Source organism: Cellulophaga sp. RHA19 (genome assembly GCF_002813425.1).
Lineage (GTDB): Bacteria > Bacteroidota > Bacteroidia > Flavobacteriales > Flavobacteriaceae > Cellulophaga.
In genome coordinates, this window is the sequence record NZ_PHUL01000001.1 from 208,103 (window position 1) to 235,099 (window position 26,997).

The 26,997-nt window shown below is 32.7% G+C and carries 26 protein-coding genes; 13 read left to right on the top strand and 13 right to left on the bottom strand.

Annotation, left to right across the window (positions count from 1 at the left end; genetic code table 11):
* Nucleotides 1-88 precede the first annotated feature (88 nt).
* A complete protein-coding gene (locus AX016_RS00910) occupies nt 89-1,066 on the bottom strand; it encodes a pyruvate dehydrogenase complex E1 component subunit beta (protein WP_100893806.1) in 978 nt (325 codons plus the stop codon).
* A gap of 168 nt (nt 1,067-1,234) precedes the next feature.
* Between AX016_RS00910 and AX016_RS00915 the strand changes: the two genes are divergently transcribed.
* From AX016_RS00915 to AX016_RS00940, 6 genes are all read left to right on the top strand, one after another.
* Complete coding sequence (locus tag AX016_RS00915; protein WP_100893807.1) at nt 1,235-1,981, top strand: electron transfer flavoprotein subunit beta/FixA family protein; 747 nt, start codon at nt 1,235-1,237, stop codon at nt 1,979-1,981.
* 3 nt (nt 1,982-1,984) lie between these two features.
* The gene (locus AX016_RS00920; RefSeq protein WP_100893808.1) at nt 1,985-2,953 is read left to right on the top strand and encodes an electron transfer flavoprotein subunit alpha/FixB family protein; all 969 of its coding nucleotides are present in this window, start codon (nt 1,985-1,987) and stop codon (nt 2,951-2,953) included.
* A 91-nt stretch (nt 2,954-3,044) separates the two neighbouring features.
* Nucleotides 3,045-3,677: a bifunctional nuclease family protein gene (locus AX016_RS00925; RefSeq protein ID WP_100893809.1), complete on the top strand. Its 633-nt coding sequence runs from the start codon at nt 3,045-3,047 to the stop codon at nt 3,675-3,677.
* A complete protein-coding gene (locus AX016_RS00930) occupies nt 3,622-5,190 on the top strand; it encodes a NupC/NupG family nucleoside CNT transporter (protein ID WP_232732580.1) in 1,569 nt (522 codons plus the stop codon). The genes AX016_RS00925 and AX016_RS00930 overlap by 56 nt, the downstream gene beginning before the upstream one ends.
* Nucleotides 5,191-5,359: 169 nt before the next feature.
* Nucleotides 5,360-6,184 (top strand): thymidylate synthase, encoded by an 825-nt coding sequence (locus tag AX016_RS00935; RefSeq protein WP_100893811.1) that lies wholly within the window; start codon nt 5,360-5,362, stop codon nt 6,182-6,184.
* Between the two features lie 18 nt (nt 6,185-6,202).
* A complete protein-coding gene (locus AX016_RS00940) occupies nt 6,203-6,700 on the top strand; it encodes a dihydrofolate reductase (protein WP_100893812.1) in 498 nt (165 codons plus the stop codon).
* A gap of 6 nt (nt 6,701-6,706) precedes the next feature.
* Here AX016_RS00940 and murI read toward each other — a convergent pair whose 3' ends face one another.
* The 8 genes from murI to AX016_RS00980 form a co-directional block, all read right to left on the bottom strand.
* On the bottom strand, nt 6,707-7,498 hold the full coding sequence (gene murI, locus AX016_RS00945) for a glutamate racemase (protein WP_100893813.1): 792 nt from the start codon (nt 7,496-7,498) through the stop codon (nt 6,707-6,709).
* A 95-nt stretch (nt 7,499-7,593) separates the two neighbouring features.
* Nucleotides 7,594-8,103, bottom strand: coding sequence for an OmpH family outer membrane protein (locus AX016_RS00950; protein ID WP_100893814.1), 510 nt, complete (start codon nt 8,101-8,103; stop codon nt 7,594-7,596).
* A 57-nt stretch (nt 8,104-8,160) separates the two neighbouring features.
* Nucleotides 8,161-8,946, bottom strand: coding sequence for an OmpH family outer membrane protein (locus AX016_RS00955; RefSeq protein ID WP_100893815.1), 786 nt, complete (start codon nt 8,944-8,946; stop codon nt 8,161-8,163).
* A gap of 101 nt (nt 8,947-9,047) precedes the next feature.
* Complete coding sequence (locus AX016_RS00960) at nt 9,048-11,672, bottom strand: BamA/OMP85 family outer membrane protein (RefSeq protein WP_100893816.1); 2,625 nt, start codon at nt 11,670-11,672, stop codon at nt 9,048-9,050.
* The gene (locus AX016_RS00965) at nt 11,644-12,384 is read right to left on the bottom strand and encodes an isoprenyl transferase (protein WP_100893817.1); all 741 of its coding nucleotides are present in this window, start codon (nt 12,382-12,384) and stop codon (nt 11,644-11,646) included. The genes AX016_RS00960 and AX016_RS00965 overlap by 29 nt, the downstream gene beginning before the upstream one ends.
* Nucleotides 12,385-12,393: 9 nt before the next feature.
* Nucleotides 12,394-13,089 carry a type IX secretion system protein PorG gene (locus AX016_RS00970; protein WP_100893818.1) on the bottom strand — a complete coding sequence of 232 codons (696 nt, stop codon included), beginning with the start codon at nt 13,087-13,089 and terminating at the stop codon, nt 12,394-12,396.
* Between the two features lie 118 nt (nt 13,090-13,207).
* Complete coding sequence (locus tag AX016_RS00975) at nt 13,208-14,089, bottom strand: NAD kinase (protein WP_100893819.1); 882 nt, start codon at nt 14,087-14,089, stop codon at nt 13,208-13,210.
* Between the two features lie 4 nt (nt 14,090-14,093).
* Nucleotides 14,094-14,750 (bottom strand): CBS domain-containing protein, encoded by a 657-nt coding sequence (locus AX016_RS00980; RefSeq protein WP_100893820.1) that lies wholly within the window; start codon nt 14,748-14,750, stop codon nt 14,094-14,096.
* Between the two features lie 146 nt (nt 14,751-14,896).
* Between AX016_RS00980 and AX016_RS00985 the strand changes: the two genes are divergently transcribed.
* The 6 genes from AX016_RS00985 to clpX all read left to right on the top strand — a co-directional run bounded on the left by AX016_RS00985 (nt 14,897) and on the right by clpX (nt 20,342).
* Nucleotides 14,897-15,610 carry a pyridoxine 5'-phosphate synthase gene (locus AX016_RS00985; protein ID WP_100893821.1) on the top strand — a complete coding sequence of 238 codons (714 nt, stop codon included), beginning with the start codon at nt 14,897-14,899 and terminating at the stop codon, nt 15,608-15,610.
* Nucleotides 15,610-16,380: an alpha/beta fold hydrolase gene (locus tag AX016_RS00990; RefSeq protein WP_100893822.1), complete on the top strand. Its 771-nt coding sequence runs from the start codon at nt 15,610-15,612 to the stop codon at nt 16,378-16,380. The genes AX016_RS00985 and AX016_RS00990 overlap by 1 nt, the downstream gene beginning before the upstream one ends.
* Nucleotides 16,381-16,399: 19 nt before the next feature.
* Nucleotides 16,400-16,750 carry a phage holin family protein gene (locus AX016_RS00995; protein WP_100893823.1) on the top strand — a complete coding sequence of 117 codons (351 nt, stop codon included), beginning with the start codon at nt 16,400-16,402 and terminating at the stop codon, nt 16,748-16,750.
* 98 nt (nt 16,751-16,848) lie between these two features.
* Nucleotides 16,849-18,177, top strand: coding sequence for a trigger factor (tig, locus tag AX016_RS01000; protein WP_100893824.1), 1,329 nt, complete (start codon nt 16,849-16,851; stop codon nt 18,175-18,177).
* Nucleotides 18,178-18,380: 203 nt separating this feature from the next.
* Entirely contained in the window at nt 18,381-19,061 is a 681-nt protein-coding gene (gene clpP / locus AX016_RS01005; protein WP_100893825.1) for an ATP-dependent Clp endopeptidase proteolytic subunit ClpP, read from the top strand.
* Between the two features lie 45 nt (nt 19,062-19,106).
* Nucleotides 19,107-20,342 (top strand): ATP-dependent Clp protease ATP-binding subunit ClpX, encoded by a 1,236-nt coding sequence (clpX, locus tag AX016_RS01010; RefSeq protein ID WP_100893826.1) that lies wholly within the window; start codon nt 19,107-19,109, stop codon nt 20,340-20,342.
* A gap of 46 nt (nt 20,343-20,388) precedes the next feature.
* Here clpX and AX016_RS01015 read toward each other — a convergent pair whose 3' ends face one another.
* A complete protein-coding gene (locus AX016_RS01015) occupies nt 20,389-20,979 on the bottom strand; it encodes a hypothetical protein (RefSeq protein WP_100893827.1) in 591 nt (196 codons plus the stop codon).
* Between the two features lie 69 nt (nt 20,980-21,048).
* Nucleotides 21,049-22,563, bottom strand: coding sequence for a GH3 auxin-responsive promoter family protein (locus AX016_RS01020; RefSeq protein ID WP_100893828.1), 1,515 nt, complete (start codon nt 22,561-22,563; stop codon nt 21,049-21,051).
* 83 nt (nt 22,564-22,646) lie between these two features.
* Between AX016_RS01020 and AX016_RS01025 the strand changes: the two genes are divergently transcribed.
* On the top strand, nt 22,647-23,441 hold the full coding sequence (locus AX016_RS01025; protein WP_100893829.1) for a DUF2797 domain-containing protein: 795 nt from the start codon (nt 22,647-22,649) through the stop codon (nt 23,439-23,441).
* On the opposite strand, the gene AX016_RS01030 is transcribed toward AX016_RS01025, so the two are convergent.
* A complete protein-coding gene (locus AX016_RS01030) occupies nt 23,431-26,172 on the bottom strand; it encodes an AsmA-like C-terminal region-containing protein (RefSeq protein ID WP_100893830.1) in 2,742 nt (913 codons plus the stop codon). The two genes, AX016_RS01025 and AX016_RS01030, sit on opposite strands and share 11 nt — an antisense overlap.
* A gap of 110 nt (nt 26,173-26,282) precedes the next feature.
* Entirely contained in the window at nt 26,283-26,993 is a 711-nt protein-coding gene (locus tag AX016_RS01035; RefSeq protein WP_100893831.1) for a queuosine precursor transporter, read from the bottom strand.
* Nucleotides 26,994-26,997: the final 4 nt, after the last annotated feature.

Consider the following 26,997-nt stretch of genomic DNA (forward strand, 5'->3'; position numbering starts at 1 on the left):
GCAACCTATTGATTTATAAAGTTTTTAGAAAAAGAAAAAAGCTTTGCCACACAGGCAAAGCTTTAGTTCTTTATAAAAAACTAAAATCTTATTTATATAAAACTTTTTTAACTGCCTTAATAACGTCTGTATGGTTAGGCAACCATTCTTCTAATAAAACAGGAGAATAAGGAGCAGGTGTATCTGCTGTGTTTATTCTTTCTACAGGAGCATCTAAATAATCAAATGCATTAGACTGTATATGGTATGTAATTTCTGTTGCTATGTTACCAAAAGGCCAAGCTTCTTCTAATACTACTAATCTGTTGGTTTTTTTAACTGATTTTAAAACCGCATCGTAATCTAAAGGTTTAACTGTTCTTAAATCTATAATTTCACAGCTAATACCCTCTTTTGCCAATTCATCTGCAGCAGTGTAAGCCTCTTTAATAATTTTACCAAAAGAAACTATAGTAACATCTGTACCTTCTCTTTTAATATCTGCAACACCTAAAGGCAATGTATATTCTCCTTCAGGAACTTCACCTTTATCACCATACATTTGCTCAGACTCCATAAAAATAACAGGGTCATCATCTTGTATAGCTGCTTTTAATAAGCCTTTTGCATCCATAGGATTAGACGGGACAACAACTTTTAAACCAGGACAATTAGCAAACCAGCTCTCAAAAGCTTGTGAGTGAGTAGCAGCTAACTGGCCAGCAGAAGCAGTAGGACCACGAAAAACTATAGGACAATTAAATTGCCCACCAGACATTTGTCTAATTTTTGCAGCATTATTTATTATTTGGTCTATACCAACCAAAGAAAAGTTAAATGTCATAAACTCCACTATAGGTCTATTTCCGTTCATTGCAGAACCAATAGCTATACCAGCAAAGCCTAATTCAGAAATTGGAGTATCTATTACTCTTTTAGCGCCAAATTCATCTAACATACCTTTAGATGCTTTGTAAGCACCATTATACTCAGCTACTTCTTCACCCATCAAATAGATAGATTCATCTTTTCGCATCTCTTCAGACATAGCCTCAGCAATAGCCTCTCTAAACTGTAATGTTTTCATTTACGTGGAATAAATTAATATAATGATAAAAACGCTAGCAAAAATAGGAAATAATCTTTCAATTACAGTTAACATACTGGCAAAAAAACGATAAAATTTATTATGCATGCATAGTAAATTACAAATTTTATTGGTATCTTAGCCAAGTTATTATAAAATTGATAAAAGATGAAAATATTAGTCTGCATAAGTAACGTACCAGACACTACTTCTAAAATTAACTTTACAGAAGGAGATACTAAGTTTGATACAAACGGTGTACAATTTGTAATTAATCCAAATGATGAATTTGGTCTTACAAGAGCAATGTGGTTTAAAGAAAAACAAGGAGCAACTGTACATGTTGTGAACGTTGGTACCGCAACAACAGAACCTACAATAAGAAAAGCATTAGCAATTGGCGCTGATGAAGCAATACGTGTTAACGCAGAACCTACTGATGGTTTTTTTGTAGCACAACAACTAGCCGAAGTAATTAAAAACGGAAGTTACGATCTTGTAATTGCAGGTCGTGAGTCTATTGACTATAATGGAGGTATGGTACCAGGTATGATTGCCACATTATTAGATATGAACTTTGTAAATACTTGTACCGGCTTAGAGATTGATGGCGATACTGTTACAGCTACTAGAGAAATAGATGGTGGTAAAGAAAAAATAAGCACGTCATTACCTTTAGTTATAGGCGGACAAAAAGGTTTAGTTGAAGAAAGCGATTTAAGGATACCTAATATGAGAGGTATTATGATGGCTCGTAAAAAAGCACTAACAGTTGTAGAACCAACCGGAGCAGATGCCGCAACTAACGATGTTAGTTTTGATAAGCCTGCTGCAAAAGGAGCTGTAAAACTAGTTGATGCAGATAACATAGACGAGTTAATTAACTTATTACATAACGAAGCAAAAGCAATCTAATTTATGTCAGTTTTAGTATACACAGAATCAGAAAACGGAAAATTTAAAAAGAGTGCTTTTGAAGTAGCTTCTTATGCTTACGCAGTAGCTCAACAATTAGGCACAACTGTTACCGCTGTATCTTTTAATGCAGAAGGTAATGACACTCTAGGTAACTATGGTGTTACTAAAGTGTTAAATATTAGCAATGAAACTCTAAAAACTTTTAATGCAAAAGCATATGCACACGCGTTAACAGAAGCAGTTGAGAAAGAAACAGCTAAAGTTGTTATAATAGGCTCTAGCACAGATAGTAAATATTTAGCACCTATGGTGGCTGCTAAATTAAAAGCTGGTTATGCTCCAAACGTGGTAGATGCTCCAGAAAGCACATCACCATTTAAAGTAAAAAGAACAGTATTTAGTAATAAGGGTTTTGCCCACACAACTATAGACACAGATATTAAGGTTGTTGGGGTATCTAACAATGCATTTGGCGCTAAAGAAAATAGCGCAACTGCAGCAGTAGAAGATTTTTCTCCTGCTATTACAGATGCAGACTTTTCTACTAAATCTATAGAAATAGATAAAGTTGTTGGTAAAGCAACTATTGCAGATGCAGATGTAGTTGTATCTGGTGGTAGAGGTTTAAAAGGTCCAGAAAACTGGGGAATGATTGAAGAATTAGCAGACGTACTTGGTGCTGCAACAGCTTGTTCTAAACCAGTATCAGATTTAGGATGGAGACCTCACAGCGAGCACGTAGGACAAACAGGTAAACCTGTAGCAAGTAATTTATACATTGCTATTGGTATTTCTGGAGCTATACAGCACCTTGCTGGAATTAGCGCTTCTAAAGTAAAAGTTGTAATTAATACAGATCCAGAAGCTCCTTTCTTTAAGGCTGCAGATTATGGTATTGTTGGCGATGCTTTTGAAGTTGTTCCTACCTTAATCGAAAAATTAAAAGAATTTAAAGCGCAAAACGCTTAATTTTTTATAAATTGTGCCCATACTAAAGGGCTGCTTAAATACAAGGTAATCCCTTTTATTTAGGCAGCCCTTAGTAATTTTAAATTTTAATATGAGTTTAGTACGACTAAAAATAAAAGGAATATCATACAGCCAAACACAAAATGGCGCTTATGCCCTTATATTAAATGAAGTAGATGGTGATAGAAAACTACCTATAGTTATTGGTGCTTTTGAAGCCCAATCTATAGCAATTGCCTTAGAAAAAGAAATTAAACCACCAAGACCACTAACGCACGATCTTTTTAAAAATTTTGCTGATAGATTTGCTATCGTAATTAATCAAGTTATAATACACAAACTTGTAGATGGCGTTTTTTACTCTAGTATTATTTGTGAAAGAGATATGGTTGAAGAAATTATAGACGCCAGAACAAGTGATGCTATAGCATTAGCATTACGTTTTGACGCCCCTATATTTACTTACAAAACTATTTTAGACAAAGCTGGTATTTTCTTAAAATTCTCTTCTAAAGATGAAGATGAAGACCCAGATAAAGATGACAGTATTATGGTTGATGAAATTCTACAAGAAGGAGAAACCGTAGAACTGGAGTCTAACCCTTCTGATGCTTACAGAGAATTAAATTTAAGTGAGCTACACGAAGAATTAAATAAAGCAGTTACAAATGAAGATTACGAGAAAGCTGCAAAATTACGAGATGAAATCTCAAAAAGAAAATAACACTTACACAAAACTTACTATGAAAAAAAGTTACTGGATTTTCCTATTTGCTTTTTTTGTTATATTTCCATCTATAGCACAAGACTCTATACCTGCACAAGCAGCTGTAGAAACCATACAAACCACAACAACAGATACTACAATAAAACCTATTATAGACAATGCAGGGTTTTCCGTTAGCAGTTTATTAAGAGGACTTTTAGGTATGGCTGTTTTAATATTAATAGCCTTTTTATTTAGTGCAAACCGTAAAGCCATAAACTGGAAAACAGTTGGTATTGGTCTGGGCTTGCAGCTAGTTATTGCAATTGGCGTGTTAAAAATTGAATTTATTGCTGTTGTTTTTGATAGCGTAGGTAAAGTTTTTGTTAGCATACTTGATTTTACCACTAAAGGGAGTAAATTTTTATTTGAAGGATTGGTAACAGATATGGATAAATTTGGATTCATATTTGCTTTTCAAGTTTTACCAACTATCATTTTCTTTTCTGCATTAACATCTGTACTGTTTTACCTAGGAATAATTCAGCGTGTTGTAAAAGCACTAGCCAAACTATTAACAAAAACACTAGGCATATCTGGCGCAGAAAGTTTATCTGTAGCTGGTAATATATTTTTAGGTCAGACTGAAGCCCCACTATTAATAAAAGCTTATTTAGAAAAAATGAATAAGTCTGAAATTTTATTAGTTATGGTTGGCGGTATGGCAACAGTAGCTGGCGCTGTTTTAGCTGCTTATATTGGGTTTCTAGGAGGAAATGACCCTGTTTTAAGATTAGAATTTGCTAAGCACTTATTAGCCGCTTCTGTAATGGCTGCTCCAGGTGCTATTGTAATTTCTAAAATATTATACCCACAGACTGAAAAAGTGGACACAAATGTGCATGTTTCACAAGATAAAATAGGTGCTAACATTTTAGATGCTATTGCAAACGGAACAACTGAAGGTTTAAAATTAGCTGTAAATGTTGGCGCAATGCTTTTAGTATTTGTTGCCCTTATTGCTATGGTTAACGGAATCCTAAGTGGTGCTGCAGGCTTTGATGGTATCACAATAAAATCTTTAGACATATCTTGGCATTTTACATCATTAAACACCATAATAGACAACAATCACAAACAATACGACTGCTTGTCACTAGAGTTTATTTTAGGCTACATTTTTGCGCCGTTAATGTGGCTAATAGGTGTTGCAAAAGAAGACGTAATGCTTATGGGACAATTACTAGGAGTAAAATTGGCTGCCAGTGAATTTATTGGATACAAGCAATTAGCAGAACTAAAAAATATTGCTGCTAATCCGCATTTTACTTACAACAAATCTATTTTAATGGCTACTTATATGCTTTGTGGCTTTGCCAACTTTGCTTCAATTGGTATACAAATAGGCGGTATAGGATCTTTAGCTCCTAATCAAAGAAAAACATTATCAGAACTTGGACTTAAAGCTGTATTAGGAGGCTCTATAGCATCATTACTTTCTGCTACTATTGCAGGTATGATATTAGGCTAACATCAACCTAAAACACAATAATTTTATAAACTAGCTAATAAGTTTTGGATATATGATTTAATCATTATTCAAAACTTATTATTTAATTACTTATTATTTAATTACTTATTTTTACATAAGACTAAACAATTTCTGTTTACACCAAACAGAAGAAAGATACTGCTTTAAAATGAAACAATATCACGACTTACTTAAACACGTACAAGAAACAGGAAACCAAAAAGGAGATCGTACTGGCACCGGAACAATAAGTGTTTTTGGTCACCAAATGCGTTTTGACCTTAGCAAAGGTTTTCCTATGGTTACCACAAAAAAATTACATTTAAAATCTATTATATACGAATTACTTTGGTTTTTAAAAGGTGATACAAATATTGCTTATTTACAAGAAAACGGAGTCCGTATTTGGAATGAGTGGGCCGATGAAAATGGAGATTTAGGACCAGTTTACGGACACCAATGGCGTAATTGGAATAGCGAGGATATTGACCAAATTAAAGAGGTAATTGAAACACTAAAAAACAACCCTAACAGCAGAAGAATGATGGTTACCGCTTGGAATCCTAGCGTATTACCAGACACATCTGTTTCTTTCTCTGAAAATGTAGCAAACGGTAAAGCAGCACTTCCTCCTTGTCACGCATTTTTTCAGTTTTACGTTGCAGATGGAAAACTATCTTGTCAATTGTACCAAAGAAGCGCAGATATCTTTTTAGGTGTACCATTTAACATTGCTTCTTATGCCTTGTTTACTATGATGATGGCGCAAGTTTGTGGTTATGAAGCAGGAGACTTTATTCACACTTTTGGTGATGCCCACATTTACAATAACCACCTAGAACAAGTAGAACTACAACTAAGCAGAGAACCTAGGGCTTTACCTAAAATGATATTAAACCCAGAAGTAAAAAATATTTTTGATTTTACTTTTGAAGACTTTACTTTAGAAGGTTATGATCCGCACCCACACATTAAAGGAAAAGTAGCCATATAAACATATAAAATATTAATTGTGCAAAAAATAATTGCTATTGCAGCTGCTGCAGAAAATAATGCTTTAGGAAAAGATAATGACTTACTTTGGCATTTGCCAGATGACTTTAAACGCTTTAAAAAACTTACTACCGGCAACCCAATAGTAATGGGTAGAAAAACTTTTGAAAGCTTTCCTAAGCCTTTACCCAACAGAAAGCATATTGTAATCACCAGAGATAAAAACTATACTATAGAGCATAGCAATTGCGTTGTTGTACACTCATTACAAGACGCCCTAGACATTACAAAAGACAATGAATTAGTTTATATAATTGGGGGCGGAGAAATATACAAATTAGCATTAGCAAACACACACCAAATAGAACTAACAAGAGTACACGCTATTTTTGATGCTGACACTTTTTTTCCTGAACTAAATGATGACAACTGGGAAATAGTTTTTGAAGAATATCATCCAAAAGATGTCAAGCACAAAATAGACTTCACTTACATAACATATGTGCGCAAGTGCTAAATAATTTTAAAAATCTAGATAATAAACAGCTATAGAAGCATCTACATTTTTTAGAAAAGATTTTAAAATAGACACATCTGCATTAGTAAAAAACTTATGCAAAGAAGAAACATTATTTTTGTTTAATAAATTTTCTTTTTCTAAAATAACCTTAGTCTGTTTAGCAACCGCCTCACCAGAATCTATAATATTTACGTGCTGAGGCAACAACTCTTTAAGCACAGGAATTAAGTACGGATAATGAGTACAACCCAAAACAAGATAATCTATATTTTGAGCTAACATAGGAGTTAATAATGCTTTTAAGAGATCTTTACATTCCTTTGATGCTGCCTTACCAGATTCTATTAAAGGAACCAAACCCTTACCTTCCTTTTCAATAATTTTAATGCCCTCTGCGTGGTTTTTAACCGTACTATGGAACAAACTACTAGACAAGGTACCTTTAGTTGCTAAAACACCTACAGTTTTAGAGTTAGATTGCAACACTGCTGGCTTTATAGCTGGCTCTATACCAATAAAAGAAACACCTGTATACGTTTGCCTAAGATAACTAATAGCATTAGTTGTTGCTGTATTGCAAGCAACAACTATTATCTTACAATTATACTCTAACAAAAGCTCTGTATTCTTAATACTAAGCTTTAATATATCCTCTGCAGATTTCTCTCCATAAGGTGCATTAGCACTATCTGCAAGATAAATAGTATTCTCTAAGGGTAATAATTTATGAATTTCTTTCCAGATAGATGTACCACCTACACCAGAATCAAAAACACCAATAGGATTGTTATGCATTGTAACCTATAATTTAGAAGCCTAAATATACTATAAAGTAACAAAAAAGGCCGTGCAAATAGCACAGCCTTTATGAAATAAACTAGTATAGCTTATTAGAATTTTAATTCCTTTTTTACGTCTGCTAAAAGATCTTTTCCTTTAGAAACAAGAAGACCTGCACCTGGACTAGCATCAATTACATAGTCAAAACCTTGAGCAGCTGCTACTTTTTCTATAGCTTTCATTGCAGACTCTTGTATTGGAGCTAACAATTCTTGTTGCTTTTTTTGCAATTCTTGCTGTGCAGCTTGCTGTGCAGTCTGAATTGTTTTTTGGTATGTCATTATTTCTTGCTCTCTTTTTGCATTTTCTTCTGCAGTTTTAGAAGCTGCTTCATTTTGGTACTGCGTAGCTTTATTTCTAGCTTCTGCCATACTTGCCTGTATGTCTGCACCTAAAGTTTCGTTTAACTTCTTTAATTCTGCATCTGCGCTCTTCATTGCAGGCATTTCTTGTAACAACTGCTGTACATTAATATGCGCAACTTTAGACTGTGCGTTTACAAATGCTGTTGTAGCTACAAATAATACTAATGCTACTGCTATCTTCTTTAAATGTTTCATAATAGTAATTGAATGTTAATTTAAGTATTTAGTTAATTTTAGTGTATAGACTCTTTTTTAATTACCGTCCTTTTCTTCTTTGGTTTTCTTTTGTTTAGCTGCCTTTTCTTCTAATAATTTTTTTCTTCTAGCTTCGTAAGCTTTTTTACGCTCTTCACGCAACTTTAACTGCTCTGCTCTTTTTTCCTCTGCACTCTTAGCTCTGGCCGCGTCTGCCTCTTTAGCTTGTTCTTGCCTAACCTTTAAAGCTTCTGTAATAGGCTTGTCTTCTTCTTCGTCTTCAAACCTACTTCTTGCACTCTTTTTAGGGGCACTAATTTTTCTAGTCCTAGAAATAGCTCTAAGTACTAACTCACTAATGTCATTTCTTTTTTCTGCATACAACATTACAACATCTGCAGATTTATCAAAAATAAAATCGTAATTTTTATTCTTACCTATCTTTTGTACCTCATTAAAAACCTGATCTTGTATTGGCTGCACCAGTCTTAACTTTTGCATAACCAAATCTCCTTGAGGACCAAATCTATCTTGTTGGTATTGTAGCATTTCTTTTTCTAACAATGCTATTTCTTCCTCACGTTCTTCTATTAACTCGTTAGTTAATAAAACTTTTTCTGCAAGCAAGGTTTGTCGCATATCAAAGATTTGCTTTTTCTCACCTTCAATCTCTAACTTCCATTTTTCAACTTTACTAGCAAGTTGCGCATTAGCCTCTCTATACTCTTCTACATTCTCTAGAATGTATTCCATATCTACATAGGCAACCCTTACACCTCTCTGGGCAAAAATACTAGTTGACAGTAGCAACGTAGTTAAAATTAAAAGAACTTTTGTTTTCATTTTGTTTATCGTTTTAATACATAGAAAATATCGTGCCAAAAATATTAATCACCTAAATACAAGCTTATTAACATATGGTAAATTAGAAATATTCTTTGTAATTAAAACTGCTGACCAATGATGAAGTGTGTTTGCCATCCACTTGGCTCAGTAGAGGTAGGTAAGTTATCCTTATCAAACCCATAACCAAAGTCAATTCCCAATAGACCAAAAGCTGGCATAAATATGCGCAACCCTACTCCGGCCGATCGTTTAATTTCAAACGGATTAAATTCAGTAAAATTGTTGAAAGAGTTACCTCCTTCTAAAAATCCTAGTGCATATATAGATGCTGATGGTTTTAAAGTGATAGGATACCTAAGTTCCATAGAGAATTTATTATAAACCACACCACCTTCTTGCTCATTAGTACTTGCTACTACTGGCGTTAAAGATTGGTTTTCATACCCTCTTAATTGTACAGTTTCTCTACCATCTAAAGTAAAGTTTCCTAAACCATCACCACCAACAAAATAACGCTCAAAAGGCACATTACCTATATCATTGTTATAATTACCTAAGAAACCAAACTCTGCGTTAGAACGTAAAACTAAATCACCAGTAAGTGTTGTGTACCAATCTCCTTTAAAACTAGCTTTATAAAATTCTAACCATTTAAATCTGTCTTCTTCTATTTTTTCTAAACGAGTTTGCTGAAAAGGACTTAAACTACCAGTAGTATTTCTTACCTCCTGCAATTCATCACTCTCCTCTTTTAAACCTTTATAATCTTTATCAGAAAATAATGAGTAAGGTGGTGTTGCTTTAAGTTTAAATTGAAAACTAGATCCTCCACGAGGAAATATTTTACCACCTGCTAAAGATTCTCTAGACAATCCAAATGTATAAGAAAGTGAATTTGCAGAACCATTACCAAAATTAAACAAACCTATGTTGTAATCTTGAAAATCATATAGTTGATACGCTAATGAATGAGAAGCTACAAAATAATCATCAGGCCACTTTAATCTTTTTGCCAAACCTACAGAAATACTAGAAATTGAAAACTGTCTACTTTTATCAATCTCGTTAGAAGTATAATCGTATGCAAACTGCTGTGTCCTAGATAAAGAAGTATTAAATTGTACTGGTTTTTTACCTCCTAGCCATGGCTCAGAAAAATTAAGACTATAAACTCTATACGTTCTACTTGCCTGTAATCTAATAGCAAATGTTTGTCCGTCTCCCATAGGAACAGGCGTATAAGCTTCTTTTTTAAATATATTTTTTAATGAAAAGTTATTAAAAGACAACCCTAAAGTACCTATAAAGCCACCACCGCCGTAGCCACCTTGTAATTCTATTTGACTAGAACCAGCCTCTAATACACTATAATTAATATCTACAGTACCTGCATCAGGATTTGGATTAAGTACATCTGGCTTAATACTTTCTGCATCAAAATAACCTAAAGCACCTAATTCTCTTATACTCCTAATAATATTGGCTTTGTTATATTTTTGACCAGGACGTGTTCTTAACTCTCTAAAAATTACGTGGTCGTTTGTTTTATCATTACCAGTAACTGTAACGTGATCAAGAAACGTTTCTTTCCCCTCAATAATTCTAATTTCAAAATTAATAGTATCATTCTCTGCAGAAACCTCTACTGGTGTTATTCTAGAAAACATATAACCATTATTCTGATACAAACTACTTAAATCGTCTGGATCTGGCTTTGTGTTATCTTCAATTCTTTTTTTAAGCAATACACCATTATATGTATTCCCTTTTTTAATACCCAAAGCTCTTGTTAAAAATGCATCTGGATATACGGTATTACCAACAAAATCTATATCTCCAAAGTAATACTTATTACCTTCTTCTACTTTAATATTGATTTTAATATTATTATCATCAACATCTGTAATAGTATCAGAAACTACTCTTGCATCTCTATAACCGCTTTCTGCATATTTCTCTACAAGAGAAGTTAAGTCGTTCTTGTAATCTTCTTCTATGTATTTAGATTTTTTCCAAAAACGGTAAAACTTTTTCTTTTTAGTTTTCTTTAGTGCTTTACGTAGTTTTTTTGCTGCCAACTGATCGTTACCATCAAAAGTAATATCACTAATTTTTACCTTTTCTCCTTTTTTGATATTAATTACCATTTTCTGAGCATTGGTTTCTGATGTATCTACAGCAGTTACAATATTCACATTAGTATTTAAATACCCTTGTTTTTTGTACTTATTTTTTAGGTAATTCTCTGTATTATTAATAAGACTCTGAGTAATTTTTTTACCCTTTTTAAGATCTGTATCATCAATAATATCTGCTACTTTACGTTTTTTAACTCCGTACACAGTAACATCTGTAAGCGTAGGGCGCTCTACAATATTAAGTTCTAAAAAAACTTTTTCCCCCTTTATATCTGTAATATAAAAATTAATATCACTAAAAAGCTCTAAACCCCATAGCTTATTAATTACCGCACTAATTTCTTCTCCAGGAAGCGTAATTGGTTGTCCAACCCTAAGACCGGTAAAAGTGACTACAGTCTGCTCGTTATAGCTTTTTACGCCTGTAATTTCTAAACCACCTAAAATATACTTTTTACCATCTTCATAAGATGTTTCTTGCGCAAAAGCGACTAAGTTTGTAAAAAGGAAAAGGATGGTAATAATTGAACCAAAAGTAATGGCTCTTTTGGTTGTGTTAGTTGAGTTGTTCGCTAGTTTTTCCAAATCTTCGTTCTCTGTTCTGATAATTTTTAATTGCGTCTACTAAATGATGTTCTTTAAAGTCTGGCCAAAGTACATCTGTAAAGTACAGCTCTGCATACGCTATTTGCCAAAGTAAAAAATTACTTATACGGTGTTCACCGCTGGTTCTAATAAGTAAATCTACGTCTGGTAAATTTTGCGTGTAAAGATGGTTATTAATAATGATTTCATCAATATTTTCGGGAGAAATTATATTATTTTTAACTTTGATACTAATTTCCTGAACAGCTGTTCTAATCTCATCCCTAGAACCATAACTTAATGCCAATGTTAGCGTCATACCAGTATTTGCCGAGGTTTTAGCTATAACATTCTTAAGTTCTTCACCTGCTTTTTTAGGTAACAAATCTAAGTTACCTATTGCATTAAGTTTTATGTTGTTTTTGTTAAGAGTTTTAACTTCTTTCTTTAATGAAGACACCAAAATACGCATTAACGTATCTACTTCTAGCTTTGGTCTATTCCAATTTTCTGTAGAAAAAGTGTATAAAGTTAAGTAACCTACTCCTATTTTTGCGCAATTCTCCACTACTCTACGCACTGTTTTAACACCATTTTCATGGCCAAAAATACGTAGTTTTCCTTTTTGTTTAGCCCATCTACCATTACCATCCATAATAATAGCTAAATGGTCTGGTATGTTTTCTTTATTTAAATCTTCTATAGTATCCATAAGTATAATTTACTCAAAACAATCTGAGCACGGTTTTCTACCAAAGGTGTAAGTTAGTGTAAAACCTGAAAAAACATACCAATCATCACTAAAAATATTTCCAAACTTAGGATCTATTAAGGTAGATACGTTAGCTTTTTCCGGATTACTAGCGTCTAAATTATCTGTAAACGTGTATCTAGCACCAATTTCTGCGCCTAAGATAAAAAATTGATTTAATCTATACTTTAATCCAACTGTCATTGGAATAGCAAAATCGCCTTCTCGCTGATCTAAATCTTGCAAAAAACCTACTTCAAAGTAATTATAATCGTACCTAAAATAGGTAACGCCTGTATATAAATAAGGAGTAAAAGCTGGCCCTAACTTGTGCAGATTGTATTCTACAAAATTAACTTCTAAGCCAGCAGAAAATTCTGTTACAGTATTCTCCATTTTTAGCTGTCTTTTTTGCCTGTAAGCTAAGCCCGACTTTAAATCATCTGCAACAAATTTACCATGTAGTATACTTGCGCGCCACGCATAGCGTTTACTTTTGTTCCACTTAAAAATACCTCCATAAGCAAAGCCACTTGGACTAATATAGTTTGTTTTACCAACATCACCTATATTATTTAACCCTCCAGCAAGTACACCTACCTCATAGGTTTGCGCACTAACGACTCCAAAAAAGGAAAATAATAGAATTGCAATAAATATTCTCATAACTCATATAAAGTTTGCAAATGTAACACTATAGGATTTTAGTAGCATCCTATTATTACACCTCTGTTCTCTCTCTTGAATAACAGTTTTACACCCTATTTATTGTTTTAAAAAACAATTAATTACGTTTATCTTCTCCCCACAAAAGTTTATTGCGTAAAGTTTTTAGAAAACTTTCAGAAGTATATTCAATCATTTTAACTGTAAAATCGGCTTTTTTAACCGTTATTTCTGTGCCATTTTCCAAAGTAACAATTCTGGAATCTAAAGAAAGTAAATGATTTTTTTCTCTACCCGAAACTTTTAATTTAACCACTGTATTATCGGAGATAACTAAAGGTCTCGCATTTAAATTATGTGGTGCAATTGGTGTTATAACCAAAGATTTTGCCGTAGGTGTAATTACCGGCCCACCGCAACTTAAAGAGTACCCTGTAGAACCTGTTGGTGTAGAAACTATGAGTCCGTCTGCCCAATAAGAGTTTAAATACTCATCATTTAAAAAAGTATCTACTGTAATCATAGACGTAGTATCTTTTCTACTTACAGTAACTTCATTTAAAGCAAAGTTTATAGCCCCAAATTCTGGTATATCTACATTTGAGCTTACTGCTACCAAGCTTCTATCTACAACAGTGTAATCTTTTGCAACAAACTCTTGCACTACCTTTTTAACGTCTTCTTTTTTAAAAGTTGACAAAAACCCAAGACGACCTGTATTTACACCTACAATTGGTATTCCTAAATCTTTAACAAAAGTTATAGCGCGTAATATTGTACCATCACCACCAAAACTTACAAACATATCAAAAGTAGCATCTAAACCGCTATCTTCTGTAAAAATTGAAAAAGGCTCAATTTTTTTTGACGTTGTAATAAAATTATAAAAATCTTCTTCAAAACTAATTGCTGCATTATGTAGTTTTAACTCACTTAAAAGTTCTAGTACATAGTCTACAGTATCGTCGTTATAAGTTTGTCCGTAAATGGCAACTTTCATACAGTTATACGTTTAAGTATTTATCTAAATAATTAGAGCGCTCTTTTAAATCTTCAAGAAAAAGATCATCATCATTACCATATAAAATACTGTAATTATAACGCCTAAAAGACTGTGTAATTTCATTTAAATTTGCAGAAGTTATTTTTAATGTAACCTGCGCTACATCATTCTCTATTTCTGTAATAAAAGCCCCGTATAACTTAGCATTATTACTTTCTACAATTTGTGCTATTTCACTAAAAGAATAATCAGATATTCCTTTTGCAACAACTAAAATACCTCCTGGCTCTGTAAAAAACGGTGTACCTATAAATAAAGCCACAATATCTGTTAAGTCATAATAACCAACAAAAGCTTCATCTTTATCTAACACAGGTAAAATATTAGCGTCATTTTTAGAAAAGACCTCCAAAACATCCAACCATGAGGTATCAGAGTCAACACAAAAAGTTTCTAGATTGTATTTATAATCTTCAATTTTTTTCCCTTTTTCAAAAGTTTTAAAATCGTTTTCAGCAATCATCCCTACTAACTTGCTTTTATCTACAACAGCAACATGTGAAAAAGTAGTTGTTTTAAAAAAACGAATTACCTCTTCCATACTGTCGTTTATAGAAAACGTAGGAATTGTTGATAATATATTAGACTGTATCTGCATAGCTTAAATATTACTGCAAATTAATAATAATTTTTTCGACCAAGGTCATAAACACCAAGGCTTTTAATAAAAATAAAAAACCTTTACTAACTAACAACAAAAGCTATGCCTTATTTGTATTTTTGCAATAGCAAAAGAAAATTAAAATGACAAAATTAAGTGTTAACGTTAATAAAATTGCCACACTAAGAAACTCTAGAGGCGGCGATGTACCTAATTTATGTAAAGTTGCAACAGATATAGAGTCTTTTGGCGCAGAAGGTATAACTATTCACCCAAGGCCAGATGAACGACATATTAGATACCAAGATGCGCGAGATTTAAAAAAAATTGTAACTACAGAATACAATATAGAAGGTAACCCTATTAAAAAATTTATAGACTTAGTTTTAGAAACACAACCTACACAGGTTACCTTAGTACCAGATGCTATAGATGCCATTACATCTAATGCTGGCTGGGACACCATAAAAAACAAAGATTTTTTAAAAGAGGTTATTACCACATTTAAAGCTAACAGCATTAGAACTTCTATTTTTGTTAATGCCGATTTAAAAATGATTGAAGGAGCTGCAGAAACAGGAACAGACCGCATAGAGTTATACACAGAAAGTTTTGCTGATGCATACGCAAAAGGAGACAAAAATGGCGTACAGCCTTTTACTGATGCTGCAATTTTGGCACATAAATTAGGCTTAGGCATAAATGCAGGCCACGACCTTAGCTTAGATAACATTGCTTATTTTAAAGAGAAAGTTCCTAACCTATTAGAAGTATCTATTGGGCACGCTTTAATTAGCGAATCTCTTTACTTAGGCTTAGAAAATGTTGTAAATATGTACTTAAACAAATTAAAATAATGCCACAGTTACATTCTAAAATACTTGGAGAAGGACAACCTTTGTTAATTTTACACGGATTTTTAGGAATGTCTGACAATTGGAAAACCCTAGGCAATAAATACGCAGAAGAAGGTCTACAAGTACACTTAATAGATCAGCGCAATCACGGCAAAAGTTTTCATTCTACCGAGTTTAATTATGACATTCTTGCCAATGACATTGAAGAATATATTAATGAGCACAATTTAAAAGACTGTATAGTTTTAGGACACTCTATGGGGGGTAAAACCGCAATGCAATTAGCTTGCAGTTACCCAGACTTGGTTAGTAAACTATTAATTGCAGACATTGCTCCTAAATTTTACCCACCACACCACCATGAAATAATTAATGGTTTAAAAGCATTAGACCTTAATATAATTAACTCCAGAACACAAGCTAGCGAAGAGTTAGCCAAACACATTTCTAACGCAGGTGTGCGTCAGTTTTTACTAAAAAACCTGTACTGGGTAGAAAAAGGGAAACTTGGATTTAGATTTAATTTAGACGTTTTAGCAGAACGTATGGAGCAAATTGGAGAAAACATAGATGCATCTGCTACATACAACAGACCAACCTTATTTTTAAGAGGAGACAAGTCTGAATATATTTCACCTATGGATACAGATATTATAAAAACTCATTTTCCTAACGCAGACATACAAACCATAACAAACGCAGGTCACTGGTTACACGCAGAAAACCCTAAGGAATTCTTAGAAAAATCGCTTATCTTTATAAAAAGTTAACCCATTAAATACACTAGCTATGAAAACCATTCTACGTATATTATTAAGTGCCATTGCCGTTGTTGTATTATCTAAAGTTTTGCCCGGTATTGGCGTAGACTGCTATACTACCGCAATTATTGTTGCAGTTGTATTAAGTTTATTAAACTTTTTTATTAAGCCATTACTTGTGATACTTACATTACCAGTAACCATTGTAACTCTAGGGCTATTTTTACTTGTAATAAACGCATGCATTATAAAATTAGCAGGCTATTTTGTTTCAGGATTTACTGTAGATAGTTGGCTGTGGGCCATAGTATTTAGCTTATTATTATCGCTATTACAATCTATATTATTTTCTGTCTTAAAAACCGATAAGGAAAAATAACATACCCTTTTGTATTACAACAATTTAAAAACTTGTAGACCTAATTAAAATGTACTATTTTTGCAGCCCATTTTATTTAAGTAAAATCAGATTCAAAAATGAATATTACAAAAGAGCAGATTGATGCATTGAATGCAGTTGTAAAAGTTGCTATCACTAAAGAGGATTACCAAGATAAGGTAAAAGCAATTCTTGATGATTATAGAAAGCAAGCAAACATACCAGGTTTTAGAAAAGGACATGTACCAATGGGCCTTATTAAAAAACAATACGGTAAGGCTGTTTTAGTAGACGAAGTAAATAAACTTATACAAGACAACCTAAATAAATACTTAACTGAAGAAAAGTTAGATGTTCTTGGTAACCCTTTACCAAAACAACAAGACGACTTTAACTGGGATGCAGAAAATTTAGATTTTGAATTTGAACTAGGTTTAGCTCCAGAATTTGAAGCTCCAATTAAGACAAAAAAAGCAATTACACAGTACAAGATAGTTGCAGATAAAAAAATGATAGACGAGCAAGTAGAACGTATTGGTAAACAATACGGTAAACTTATCTCTAAAACTGAAGTATCTAAAAAAGACGAAGTAACTGGTACTTTTGCTAACGAAAAAGAAGAAATAAGCAACAAAACTACTATAGAGCTAAGCAACATTAAAGCTAAAAAAGCTACTGATGCTTTAGTTGGTAAAAAAGTTGGCGATGTTGTTACATTAAAAACAAAAGGTCTTTTTAAAGAAGATTACCAATTATCTAGTGCATTAGGTTTAGCAGCAGATAAATCTGCAGATTTAAACACAGAAGTTACTTTTACTATTGAAGAAATTAACGAGCGTGAGCCTGCAGAAATGAACCAAGAGTTGTTTGACAAGTTATTTGGTGAAGAAAAAATTTCTTCTGAAAAAGAACTTAGAGACAAAATAAAAGAAGATACAGAAAAACAATTTGAGCAGCAATCTGATCAAAAATTGTTAAATGATATTACTGAAAACTTTATTGAAAACGTAAAGTTTGATTTACCTACTGAATTCTTAAAAAAATGGATTCAAATGACAGGTGAAAAGCCATTGACAGAAGAGGAAGCAACAGCTGAATTTGAAAAATCTGAAAAAGGTTTACGTTACCAATTAATTGAAGGTAAAATAATTCAAGAAAACAAGCTTCAAGTAGAATTTGATGAGTTAAAGGAATTTGCTAAAGGTTTCATTAAATCTCAAATGGCACAGTACGGACAATTAAATCCTGCTGAAGAAGAATTAGACAATATTGCAGGTAGAATTATGTCTAACCAAGATGAAGTTAAAAGATTGTCTGAGCAGTTAATGAGTCAAAAACTATTAACACTTTACAAAGAAAAAGCAAACCTTAAAACTAAGGAGCTTTCTTATGACGATTTCGTTAAAGAAGTTTACGGAAAAGAGTAAATTTTATCTTATGCATTGTTAAAAAAAAGCTACTGCATATATGGTAAAACAAAAAATTCCGTTAAATTTAGTATCAAACTATAGTATAAAGCTTCAAAAGCAAATTAGACTATAGGTCGTCACTAAAAAAAATAAGTATATTTACGGTGCCGAAAGTATAAATTTTCGGCACCTTTTTTTATTTAAAATACCAAATACTACATATGGACTACGGAAAAGAATTTAAGAACTACGCCATAAAGGACCAAGGGATAAACAGCATGTACTATGATAAAATCTTAAGTACAATGTACCCAAGCAATATGACGCCTAACATTATTGAAGAAAGACAACTAAATGCTATTGCAATGGATGTTTTCTCTAGATTAATGATGGACAGAATTATATTTTTAGGAACAGGTATTAATGACCAAGTTGCTAATATAGTACAAGCACAATTATTGTTTTTAGAAAGTGCAGATGCATCTAAAGACATTCAAATATATATTAACTCTCCAGGAGGTAGTGTTTATGCTGGTTTAGGCATCTATGACACTATGCAGTTTATTAAACCAGACGTTGCTACAATATGTACTGGTATGGCAGCATCTATGGGTGCAGTTTTACTTTGCGCAGGTGAAAAAGGAAAACGTAGTGGTTTAACACACTCTCGTGTTATGATTCACCAACCATTAGGTGGCGCACAAGGGCAAGCTAGTGACATAGAAATTACAGCAAGAGAGATATTAAAACTTAAAGATGAGTTGTATAACATTATTGCAACACACTCTGGCCAACCTTTTGACAAAGTTAGCGATGACAGTGACAGAGATTACTGGATGAAAGCTGACGAAGCAAAAGCCTATGGTATGATAGACGAAATATTAGTAAGGGACAAGAAATAAAACCGACTAATAAACACCTTACTCCCAAAGAGAAGAAGTAGACTTATGGCAAAGGAAAATTTAGAATGTTCTTTTTGTAAAAGAACCAAAGCAGAAACCAATATATTAATTGCCGGCGAAGGCGCACATATTTGTGACCGTTGTATAGAGCAAGCATATGGTATTGTTATAGAAGACACTAAACAGTCTAAAACGGACAGTTTATCTGCAGAACTGGTTCTAAAAAAACCTATGGATATAAAAGAGTTTTTAGACACTTTTATTATAGGACAAGAACGCACCAAAAAAGTAATGTCTGTTGCAGTATACAACCACTACAAAAGACTATTACAGCCCTCTAGTGCAGATGACGATGTAGAAATACAAAAAAGTAACATTGTAATGGCTGGGCAAACTGGTACCGGAAAAACATTAATGGCTAAAACAATTGCCAAAATGTTAAACGTACCTTTAGCAATTGTAGACGCTACTGTATTAACAGAAGCAGGCTATGTTGGTGAAGATGTAGAGAGTTTACTAACACGTCTTTTGCAAGCTGCTGACTATAATTTAGAAAAAGCAGAACGCGGCATTGTTTTTATAGATGAGATTGATAAAATTGCTCGCAAGAGCGATAACCCTTCTATTACAAGAGACGTTTCTGGAGAAGGAGTACAACAAGGTCTATTAAAATTATTAGAAGGTACGGTTGTTAACGTTCCGCCAAAAGGAGGACGTAAGCACCCAGATCAGAAATTTATTGAAGTAAACACAGAAAATATCTTATTTATTGCTGGTGGTGCTTTTGATGGTATTGAGCGTATTATAACTAAGCGTTTAAATATGCAAGCAGTTGGTTACAGTGCATCTAAACTAGATGAAAACGTAGACAACTCTAACATACTACAATACATTATTCCAAAAGATTTAAAAGAGTTTGGTTTAATACCAGAAATTATTGGTCGTTTACCTGTACTAACACATATGAATCCGTTAGACAAGAAAACACTACGAGCAATACTTACTGAACCTAAAAATGCTATCATAAAGCAATATGAGAAGCTTTTTGCTATGGATAACATTAAGTTTTCTATAACAGATGAAGCTTTAGATTATATTGTATCTAAAGCAATAGAGTACAAATTAGGAGCAAGAGGTTTACGCTCTTTATGTGAAGCTATTTTTACAGATGCTATGTTTGAGCTACCCAGTAGCGAAGACAAAGAATTTAAAGTAACACAAGAGTATGCAGAGAACAAACTATCTTACGAGACAGTTAAAAAATTAAAAGCCGTTTCATAACAAAACGGCTTTTACAATCTATATTAAAAATATCCTAAAGTTTTCTTTAGGATATTTTTTTTGCTAAAACTTTAATTTTAGCTGTTTTCTTTTCTTGTTCTGGCTTAACCATTACTTTTTTTAAAAGGTCTAGACAAACTTTTTGTATCACCTGAGAGTCAGAATACATTTCATGACCAAAGTTTTCTACAACCTCTAATTCCACACCAATAGTCTCAGACCATTTTGTAGAAGGTCTATACAAGTCTTTACTACCAAAAAGCATCTTTACATCTCCATCTACACGCTCTACCTCTTTACGCACTCTAGTTGCAGACACCGCATATAAAGATTTCATAGGCAAACCTTTTAAGTTTGCTTTCCAAGCAATAGACCCACCCATACTAAAAGCTAAGTAATGAGCTGGTTTTGTTTCTTTTTTTAATAAATGAGATACCGCTGTATCTACACCACCTTCTACAAAGGCAGTATGAATATTTTTTTCGGTTTGCTTTAGCAAATCTACATTTGCCAATTGCTGAATATCATAATACTCAATCTCATAATACTGCTGTAGGTATGCCAAGTATGAGGTAATCCACATTCCCTTTTTAGGACCCCACATATCTGACAAAACAACTAGTCTTTCTGAATTCATATTTTATAGTTTTATATACTGGTTAGGTTTATATATGCAATATGAAGCATAACTAGTAAATAAACCAATTTATTTGTTCATTAGAAGCAATTCATCGATATAGTCCCTTTTATTAGACAATCTTGGTATCTTATGTTGCCCTCCCAATTTACTTCTATCTTTTAACCAATCATAAAAAAGATTCTCCCTGGAAATGTGCACTTTAGGCATATTTAAGGTTATATTATTATAACGTTTAGCTTCATAATCTGAGTTTAAAGATTTTAAAGCATTATCTAACAACTCCGTAAAATGATTAATATCCGCAGGTTCTTTTCTAAACTCTATAATCCACTCGTGTGCTCCTTTTTCCCTACCTACCATAAAAACAGGTGCAACAGTATAATCTTTTATTTGTGCAGCAGTTTTTTTGCATACTTTTTTTAATGCCTCTTCTGCATTTTCAATAATTAACTCCTCCCCAAAAACATTTATATGGTGCTTGGTACGACCTGTAATTTTTATTCTGTACGGACTAACTGATGTAAACCTTACTGTATCACCTATTTTATAACGCCACAAACCTGCATTAGTAGTAATTATAATAGCATAGTTTTTATGTAATTCCACATCCCAAAGTGCTATTACTTTTTGATCTTCAGCCCCATATGCATCCATCGGAATAAATTCATAAAAAATACCATAATCTAACATCAACAATAAATCATCTGCATTGTTCCTATCCTGTATAGCAAAGAACCCTTCAGATGCATTATAAATTTCATAATAGTTAAACTGTTTACGCGGCAATAAGGCTTTGTATTGATCTTTATAAGGGCTAAAACTTACACCTCCGTGAAAATAAACCTCAAGATTTTCCCAAACCTCAAACAAATGACTTTTACCTGTTTGCTCTAACATATTGTTAAGCAACACCAACATCCAAGATGGCACACCCGCTAAACTTGTAACATTTTCTAGTTTACTTTCGTTAATAATTGCATCTAACTTCGTTTCCCATTCGCTCATTAAAGACACTTTATTACTTGGCGTACTACTCATTTCTGCCCAAAAAGGCATATTATCAATTAGTATAGCAGATAAATCTCCAAAAAAACTACCATTATCCTCGTATAAATCTTTACTACCACCTAAACGCAAACTCTTGCCTGTAAACAATTGCGAGTTTTCATTATTATTAAGATACAAGCACAATAGATCTTTACCAGATTTAAAATGACAATCTTCTAATGCTTCAGAACTAACAGGAATAAATTTACTTTTTGCATTAGTAGTACCACTACTTTTTGCAAACCATTTTATACTCGTAGGCCAAAAAATGTTTTGTTCTCCCCTTCTAGTTCGCTCTACAAAAGGCTCTACTTCCTCATAAGAAACAATTGGCACACGAGCAGCAAATTCTTTGTAATTTGTGATAGACGCAAAGTCGTACTGCCTACCAACCTCAGTATCTTTAGCAATACTAAGCAACTTAAACATTACTTCTTCCTGAACCTCAGCTGGGTATTTTAAAAAAAGTTCTATTTGGTGATACCGCTTTTTTAGCAACCAAGAAGCAATAGAATTAACAAAAGGTATTGACATTTTTAGGTATCTTTATCCTGAAAATTTTCAGTAGTTATTTTGATAAAAATAGCCCATACAACTTTAATATTCAAATACATTTTATGCAGTACCAAGGTGTTTTACAAAAAATGCAAACCGAGAACGGAAACCCTATACAATATTATTTAGTTTTTGAGAATGATTTTTTAAATGTTAATCAGATTTTAAACAAATCTGTAGAAATTTCATTTATAAAACACCAATGCCTTAATTGCAAGTTAGACAAGCCCATATACAGACAAGGTTTTTGCAAATCGTGTTTTTTTGAGATTCCAACCGCAGGAGATTGGATAATGAGACCTGAGCTAAGCACAGCACATTTAGACCAAGAAGATCGAGATTTAGCTTACGAAAAAAAAGTTCAACTACAGCCACATATTGTTTACATAGCAAACTCTAGCAACGTAAAAGTTGGTGTTACTCGCAAAACACAAGTACCAACAAGGTGGATAGACCAAGGAGCACACGAAGCCATAGAAATAGTAGAAGTACCAAACCGCTACTTAGCAGGCATTACAGAAGTTGCTTTAAAAGACCACGTAGGCGATAAAACCAACTGGAGAAAAATGCTTACCAATACTGTAGATGACGAAAACTTAATTGAGTGGCGCAACAAACTAAAACAATATATACCTGAGGAAGCTGCACAGTATTTTATTGAAGATAATAAAGAAACTCATTTAGAGTTTCCGGTAATGCAATATCCAGAAAAAGTAAAAAGTCTTAATCTGGATAAAACACCTAATTACAAAGGCACACTAAAAGGCATTAAAGGCCAGTACCTAATTTTTGAAGATAATACCGTTTTTAATATTAGAAGTAACGAAGGCTACTACGTAAGTTTAACTATTGCTTAGTAGTATCTTTTTCTGTTTCTTTTTTCTTTTTACCAAACAAGCCTCCTAAAATTTCCTTTACAGCTTCTTTTTGGGTTTCTTGTTTGGTACTAGTTTCTGTATCTTTTTCTACAGCAGTAGTATCTTTTTTACCTAACAAGCCACCAACCACATCTTTTACAACAGAAGTTTTAGCATCATCTTGGGTTAAAGAATCTGTTTTAGATTTATTTTTATTTAGCAGATCGCTAATAACACTAGTTGCTTTATCTTTCCCTTTTGCTATTAGTTTTTGCTTTTCTATTTCTATTAACTGACTTGTTAAGTTTTTAACACCACTAGTTAAATCTGTTTTAACCTCTGGACTTGTAAAATCACCTCCAATATTAGCCGTTACAGGTATTGTTAAATCCTCTAAGTTTTTGTCATCTATTTTAGCTATTAACTTAGTAACATCACTACCCAAATATTTAGCAGGTACTTCTACAGTGGCATTGTAAGCCAACTTACTATCAAATGTATGACTACCAGCAACATTCATTACAATATCTCCATAATTAAGCTTAAATGGCTTAACAGACACCTTACCATTATCAAAAGATAAAGCAGTTTTTAATCCGTTTAAATTTAATTTTTCAGGTTTTAAAAAACTAAGCTTATCACTTAATGCTGTTACAAATTTCTCTTGCTTACCATCTAACTCTGTCTGCATTAACTCTGCCAATACCTTACCAGATATTGTAGTTAAGTCTGGCGTAAAATCATCTTTTAAATTACCCGCTACAGAAATATCAGAATTTAAATTACCTCTAATAATTTTTGCTACAGGCGCTAAAACCTCTAACATCTCTAAACCTTTTAAAGCCTGACTGATATTAAACTGGTTCATTCCTAAATTCATAGCAAAAGTAGCAGCTTCATTTTTAGTAGAAACCTCACCATTAAAAGCCATTTTTCCACCAAATAAAGACGTAGTCATATTAGACAATGTTGCTGTTTCATCTTTAATACGCAATGTACCTTTTACATCTTTAAGCGTTAAATTATCATACAATACCGTATTTGCATTGGCAGTAATTGTTGCATCTAAAAACGATGGTATTTTCAATTTCTCTTCAGTAACAGGTTGCTTCTCTTCTGTTTTTTCAGTTGATGTTTCTGTAGTCTCTTCCTCATCTACCATAAAATCATTTAAAGCAAACGTATTAGAATTTAAAGCAAAATCTCCTTTTACTTTTTCATCCTTAAACATAAAACCTAACAAATTTGTAATTGTACCTTTTGCTGAAAAATCTGTAGTACCAGTTTTTCCTTGAAACTCATTTAACGATACCGTTTTTGGATTAAATGACAAAGATGTTGTTGTAATCTGCACAGGGTTTTTAAGCTCATCAGAATTATACTTAAAATCCTTTAAATCTAACGTACCACTTGTTGTTGTGTTTTGATATTGTTCTTTTTCTATAGAAGCCATATCAAAAGCTGTAGTAACATCTGCCTTAAGCATCCCCTTTAAGTTTAAATCTGCTGGTGCAGGATACGCCTGTGATATGTTAGCTAAATTCATACTACCATCTAAATGCGCTTTAACCTTAGTGTTACCCATTAGATCTGTAATTTGAGAGTTAAGATTAAACCTATCCTGATCTATTGCAAAAGCTAATTTTTTAATATCTACCGAAGTATCCTCTACCAAACCAGTTGTGTTATCTATAGCTGCATTTATAAAAATACTAGTAACAGACTTAGGTAAGTCTGGATATTTAAATGACGCATTGTCCGAATTTAACTTTACTGAAAACTTAGGAATATGAGTTTCATCTACAATACCATTAAGTTTACCTTCTACCGTAAATTTTCCTGTAGTTTTTACGTTTTCAATACTTTTAGTATACTCTTCTGGCACTAATGCTAAAAAGTTTTTAAACTCACTAGACAATGTTTTAAAGTTGATGTTTACCTCTTGGTTATCATCATTAACCTTAACAAAACCATCAAAAACTAATGGTAATTGGTTAATTAAAGCTTCGTTCTTTAAAAAAGAATACTTACTCTCTTTTAAATCTATACCAATTAGAGCATCTAAACCTACTTTATTTCTATTAAGATAATTTGTACCACCCATACCAAAAGACACAAGCGCATTTGTTTTAGTATCTAACTCAGACTTCTCTAGAGATAAATCTCCTGTACCAGAATGCTGCAATTCTGTTAGAGCTAAAGCCATACCAGAAGTTTGGTCTACATATACAATACTAGAGTTTGTAATTTTATAAGATTCCATAGCCAATGTAAAGCTACTCCCCTCTTCTTCTGCCGTTTCTGGAGTTGCAGCTGCAGACGGATCTTTTTTAGCAATATCGTAATTAGCAATACTATCTTTATTAACCATAATATTTACAGATGCACCATCTACAGCCAAGCTTTTAATACCAATAGCTTCAGATGGATCTTTAAACAACTCTGTAATTGCTAATTCTAATGAAATTTCTTTAGATGCAAACAGCGTATCACCAGCAAAAGGCGCTTTATTAGTTAACACCAAATCATTAATAGTAACATTTGCATTAGGAAAGCTAGAAAACAAACTAAGGTCTGCACTAGCAAAATCTAATGTAGCCTCTATATTGTTATTAACCTTATCCTTTATTATTTTTTCAATTTTACCTTGTAAAAAGAAAGGAGCTGCAATAAGCAGAACTACTATTAACAATACTACAATACCTATAATTTTTAATATTTTCTTTTTCATACAGAACTATTTTTTTCTTTTTTAAAATTGAGCTAAACCAGGTAAACAAATTAGATATTTTTAGATTGTATTATAAATCTTACAATTAAAACAACTAAAGGTCTATTTTATTATGACTCCAATGTTATTTCTTGGTTTATTTTTAAATTAAATCTTTTTCTCATTATATATACGAAGAAATACAACAAAGGGGTGTCTACAAATGCTATAATTATCTTAAAAATAAAACCACTAATTAACAAACCCGTAAACTTTTCCCAGCCAATTTCTCCAAAAGAACACAAAAGCAGCAAAACTGTACACGTGTCTACAAACTGAGAGAAAAAAGTTGAAAAATTATTACGCAACCATAAATGCTTACCTTTTGTTATTTTTTTCCAGAAATGATACACTTGTATATCTACAAACTGCGCAAACAAATACGCTAACATAGATGCCGTAACAGCTAAAATTGTGTTACCAAAAACATCTTTAAACATTGCATTACTAACAGAAGACCAACTTGTGGCTTCAGAAGCAGATGCTAAATACACTATTAACAATGAAAAAAATGAAGCAAAAATACCAGCTATTACAATTTGGTTAGCACTTTTTTTACCGTAGATTTCAGAAATTAAATCGGTTAACAAAAAAGTAACAGGATAAGGTAGCACACCCACAGAAATCTCAAACAAGTTTGCCCCAAAAATGGTAACATCTCCAAAAGGTTGCCAAATAAAAAATTTCTGAAAAATAAGATTAGACACCACCAAAGACGTTATAAAAAGTGCTCCTAGGTACAAATATATTTTAAAGGCTAATTTTTTATCTGTTTTGTTCATATAT

What these genes read in the sequence shown, in the direction of transcription:
- AX016_RS00910 (WP_100893806.1), bottom strand. Translation starts at nt 1,066, where the DNA reads ATGAAAACATTACAGTTTAGAGAGGCTATTGCTGAGGCTATGTCTGAA.
- AX016_RS00915 (WP_100893807.1), top strand. Translation starts at nt 1,235, where the DNA reads ATGAAAATATTAGTCTGCATAAGTAACGTACCAGACACTACTTCTAAA.
- AX016_RS00920 (WP_100893808.1), top strand. Translation starts at nt 1,985, where the DNA reads ATGTCAGTTTTAGTATACACAGAATCAGAAAACGGAAAATTTAAAAAG.
- AX016_RS00925 (WP_100893809.1), top strand. Translation starts at nt 3,045, where the DNA reads ATGAGTTTAGTACGACTAAAAATAAAAGGAATATCATACAGCCAAACA.
- AX016_RS00930 (WP_232732580.1), top strand. Translation starts at nt 3,622, where the DNA reads ATGAAGATTACGAGAAAGCTGCAAAATTACGAGATGAAATCTCAAAAA.
- AX016_RS00935 (WP_100893811.1), top strand. Translation starts at nt 5,360, where the DNA reads ATGAAACAATATCACGACTTACTTAAACACGTACAAGAAACAGGAAAC.
- murI (WP_100893813.1), bottom strand. Translation starts at nt 7,498, where the DNA reads ATGCATAACAATCCTATTGGTGTTTTTGATTCTGGTGTAGGTGGTACA.
- AX016_RS00950 (WP_100893814.1), bottom strand. Translation starts at nt 8,103, where the DNA reads ATGAAACATTTAAAGAAGATAGCAGTAGCATTAGTATTATTTGTAGCT.
- AX016_RS00955 (WP_100893815.1), bottom strand. Translation starts at nt 8,946, where the DNA reads ATGAAAACAAAAGTTCTTTTAATTTTAACTACGTTGCTACTGTCAACT.
- AX016_RS00965 (WP_100893817.1), bottom strand. Translation starts at nt 12,384, where the DNA reads ATGGATACTATAGAAGATTTAAATAAAGAAAACATACCAGACCATTTA.
- AX016_RS00970 (WP_100893818.1), bottom strand. Translation starts at nt 13,089, where the DNA reads ATGAGAATATTTATTGCAATTCTATTATTTTCCTTTTTTGGAGTCGTT.
- AX016_RS00975 (WP_100893819.1), bottom strand. Translation starts at nt 14,089, where the DNA reads ATGAAAGTTGCCATTTACGGACAAACTTATAACGACGATACTGTAGAC.
- AX016_RS00980 (WP_100893820.1), bottom strand. Translation starts at nt 14,750, where the DNA reads ATGCAGATACAGTCTAATATATTATCAACAATTCCTACGTTTTCTATA.
- AX016_RS00985 (WP_100893821.1), top strand. Translation starts at nt 14,897, where the DNA reads ATGACAAAATTAAGTGTTAACGTTAATAAAATTGCCACACTAAGAAAC.
- AX016_RS00990 (WP_100893822.1), top strand. Translation starts at nt 15,610, where the DNA reads ATGCCACAGTTACATTCTAAAATACTTGGAGAAGGACAACCTTTGTTA.
- AX016_RS00995 (WP_100893823.1), top strand. Translation starts at nt 16,400, where the DNA reads ATGAAAACCATTCTACGTATATTATTAAGTGCCATTGCCGTTGTTGTA.
- tig (WP_100893824.1), top strand. Translation starts at nt 16,849, where the DNA reads ATGAATATTACAAAAGAGCAGATTGATGCATTGAATGCAGTTGTAAAA.
- clpP (WP_100893825.1), top strand. Translation starts at nt 18,381, where the DNA reads ATGGACTACGGAAAAGAATTTAAGAACTACGCCATAAAGGACCAAGGG.
- clpX (WP_100893826.1), top strand. Translation starts at nt 19,107, where the DNA reads ATGGCAAAGGAAAATTTAGAATGTTCTTTTTGTAAAAGAACCAAAGCA.
- AX016_RS01015 (WP_100893827.1), bottom strand. Translation starts at nt 20,979, where the DNA reads ATGAATTCAGAAAGACTAGTTGTTTTGTCAGATATGTGGGGTCCTAAA.
- AX016_RS01020 (WP_100893828.1), bottom strand. Translation starts at nt 22,563, where the DNA reads ATGTCAATACCTTTTGTTAATTCTATTGCTTCTTGGTTGCTAAAAAAG.
- AX016_RS01025 (WP_100893829.1), top strand. Translation starts at nt 22,647, where the DNA reads ATGCAGTACCAAGGTGTTTTACAAAAAATGCAAACCGAGAACGGAAAC.
- AX016_RS01030 (WP_100893830.1), bottom strand. Translation starts at nt 26,172, where the DNA reads ATGAAAAAGAAAATATTAAAAATTATAGGTATTGTAGTATTGTTAATA.
- AX016_RS01035 (WP_100893831.1), bottom strand. Translation starts at nt 26,993, where the DNA reads ATGAACAAAACAGATAAAAAATTAGCCTTTAAAATATATTTGTACCTA.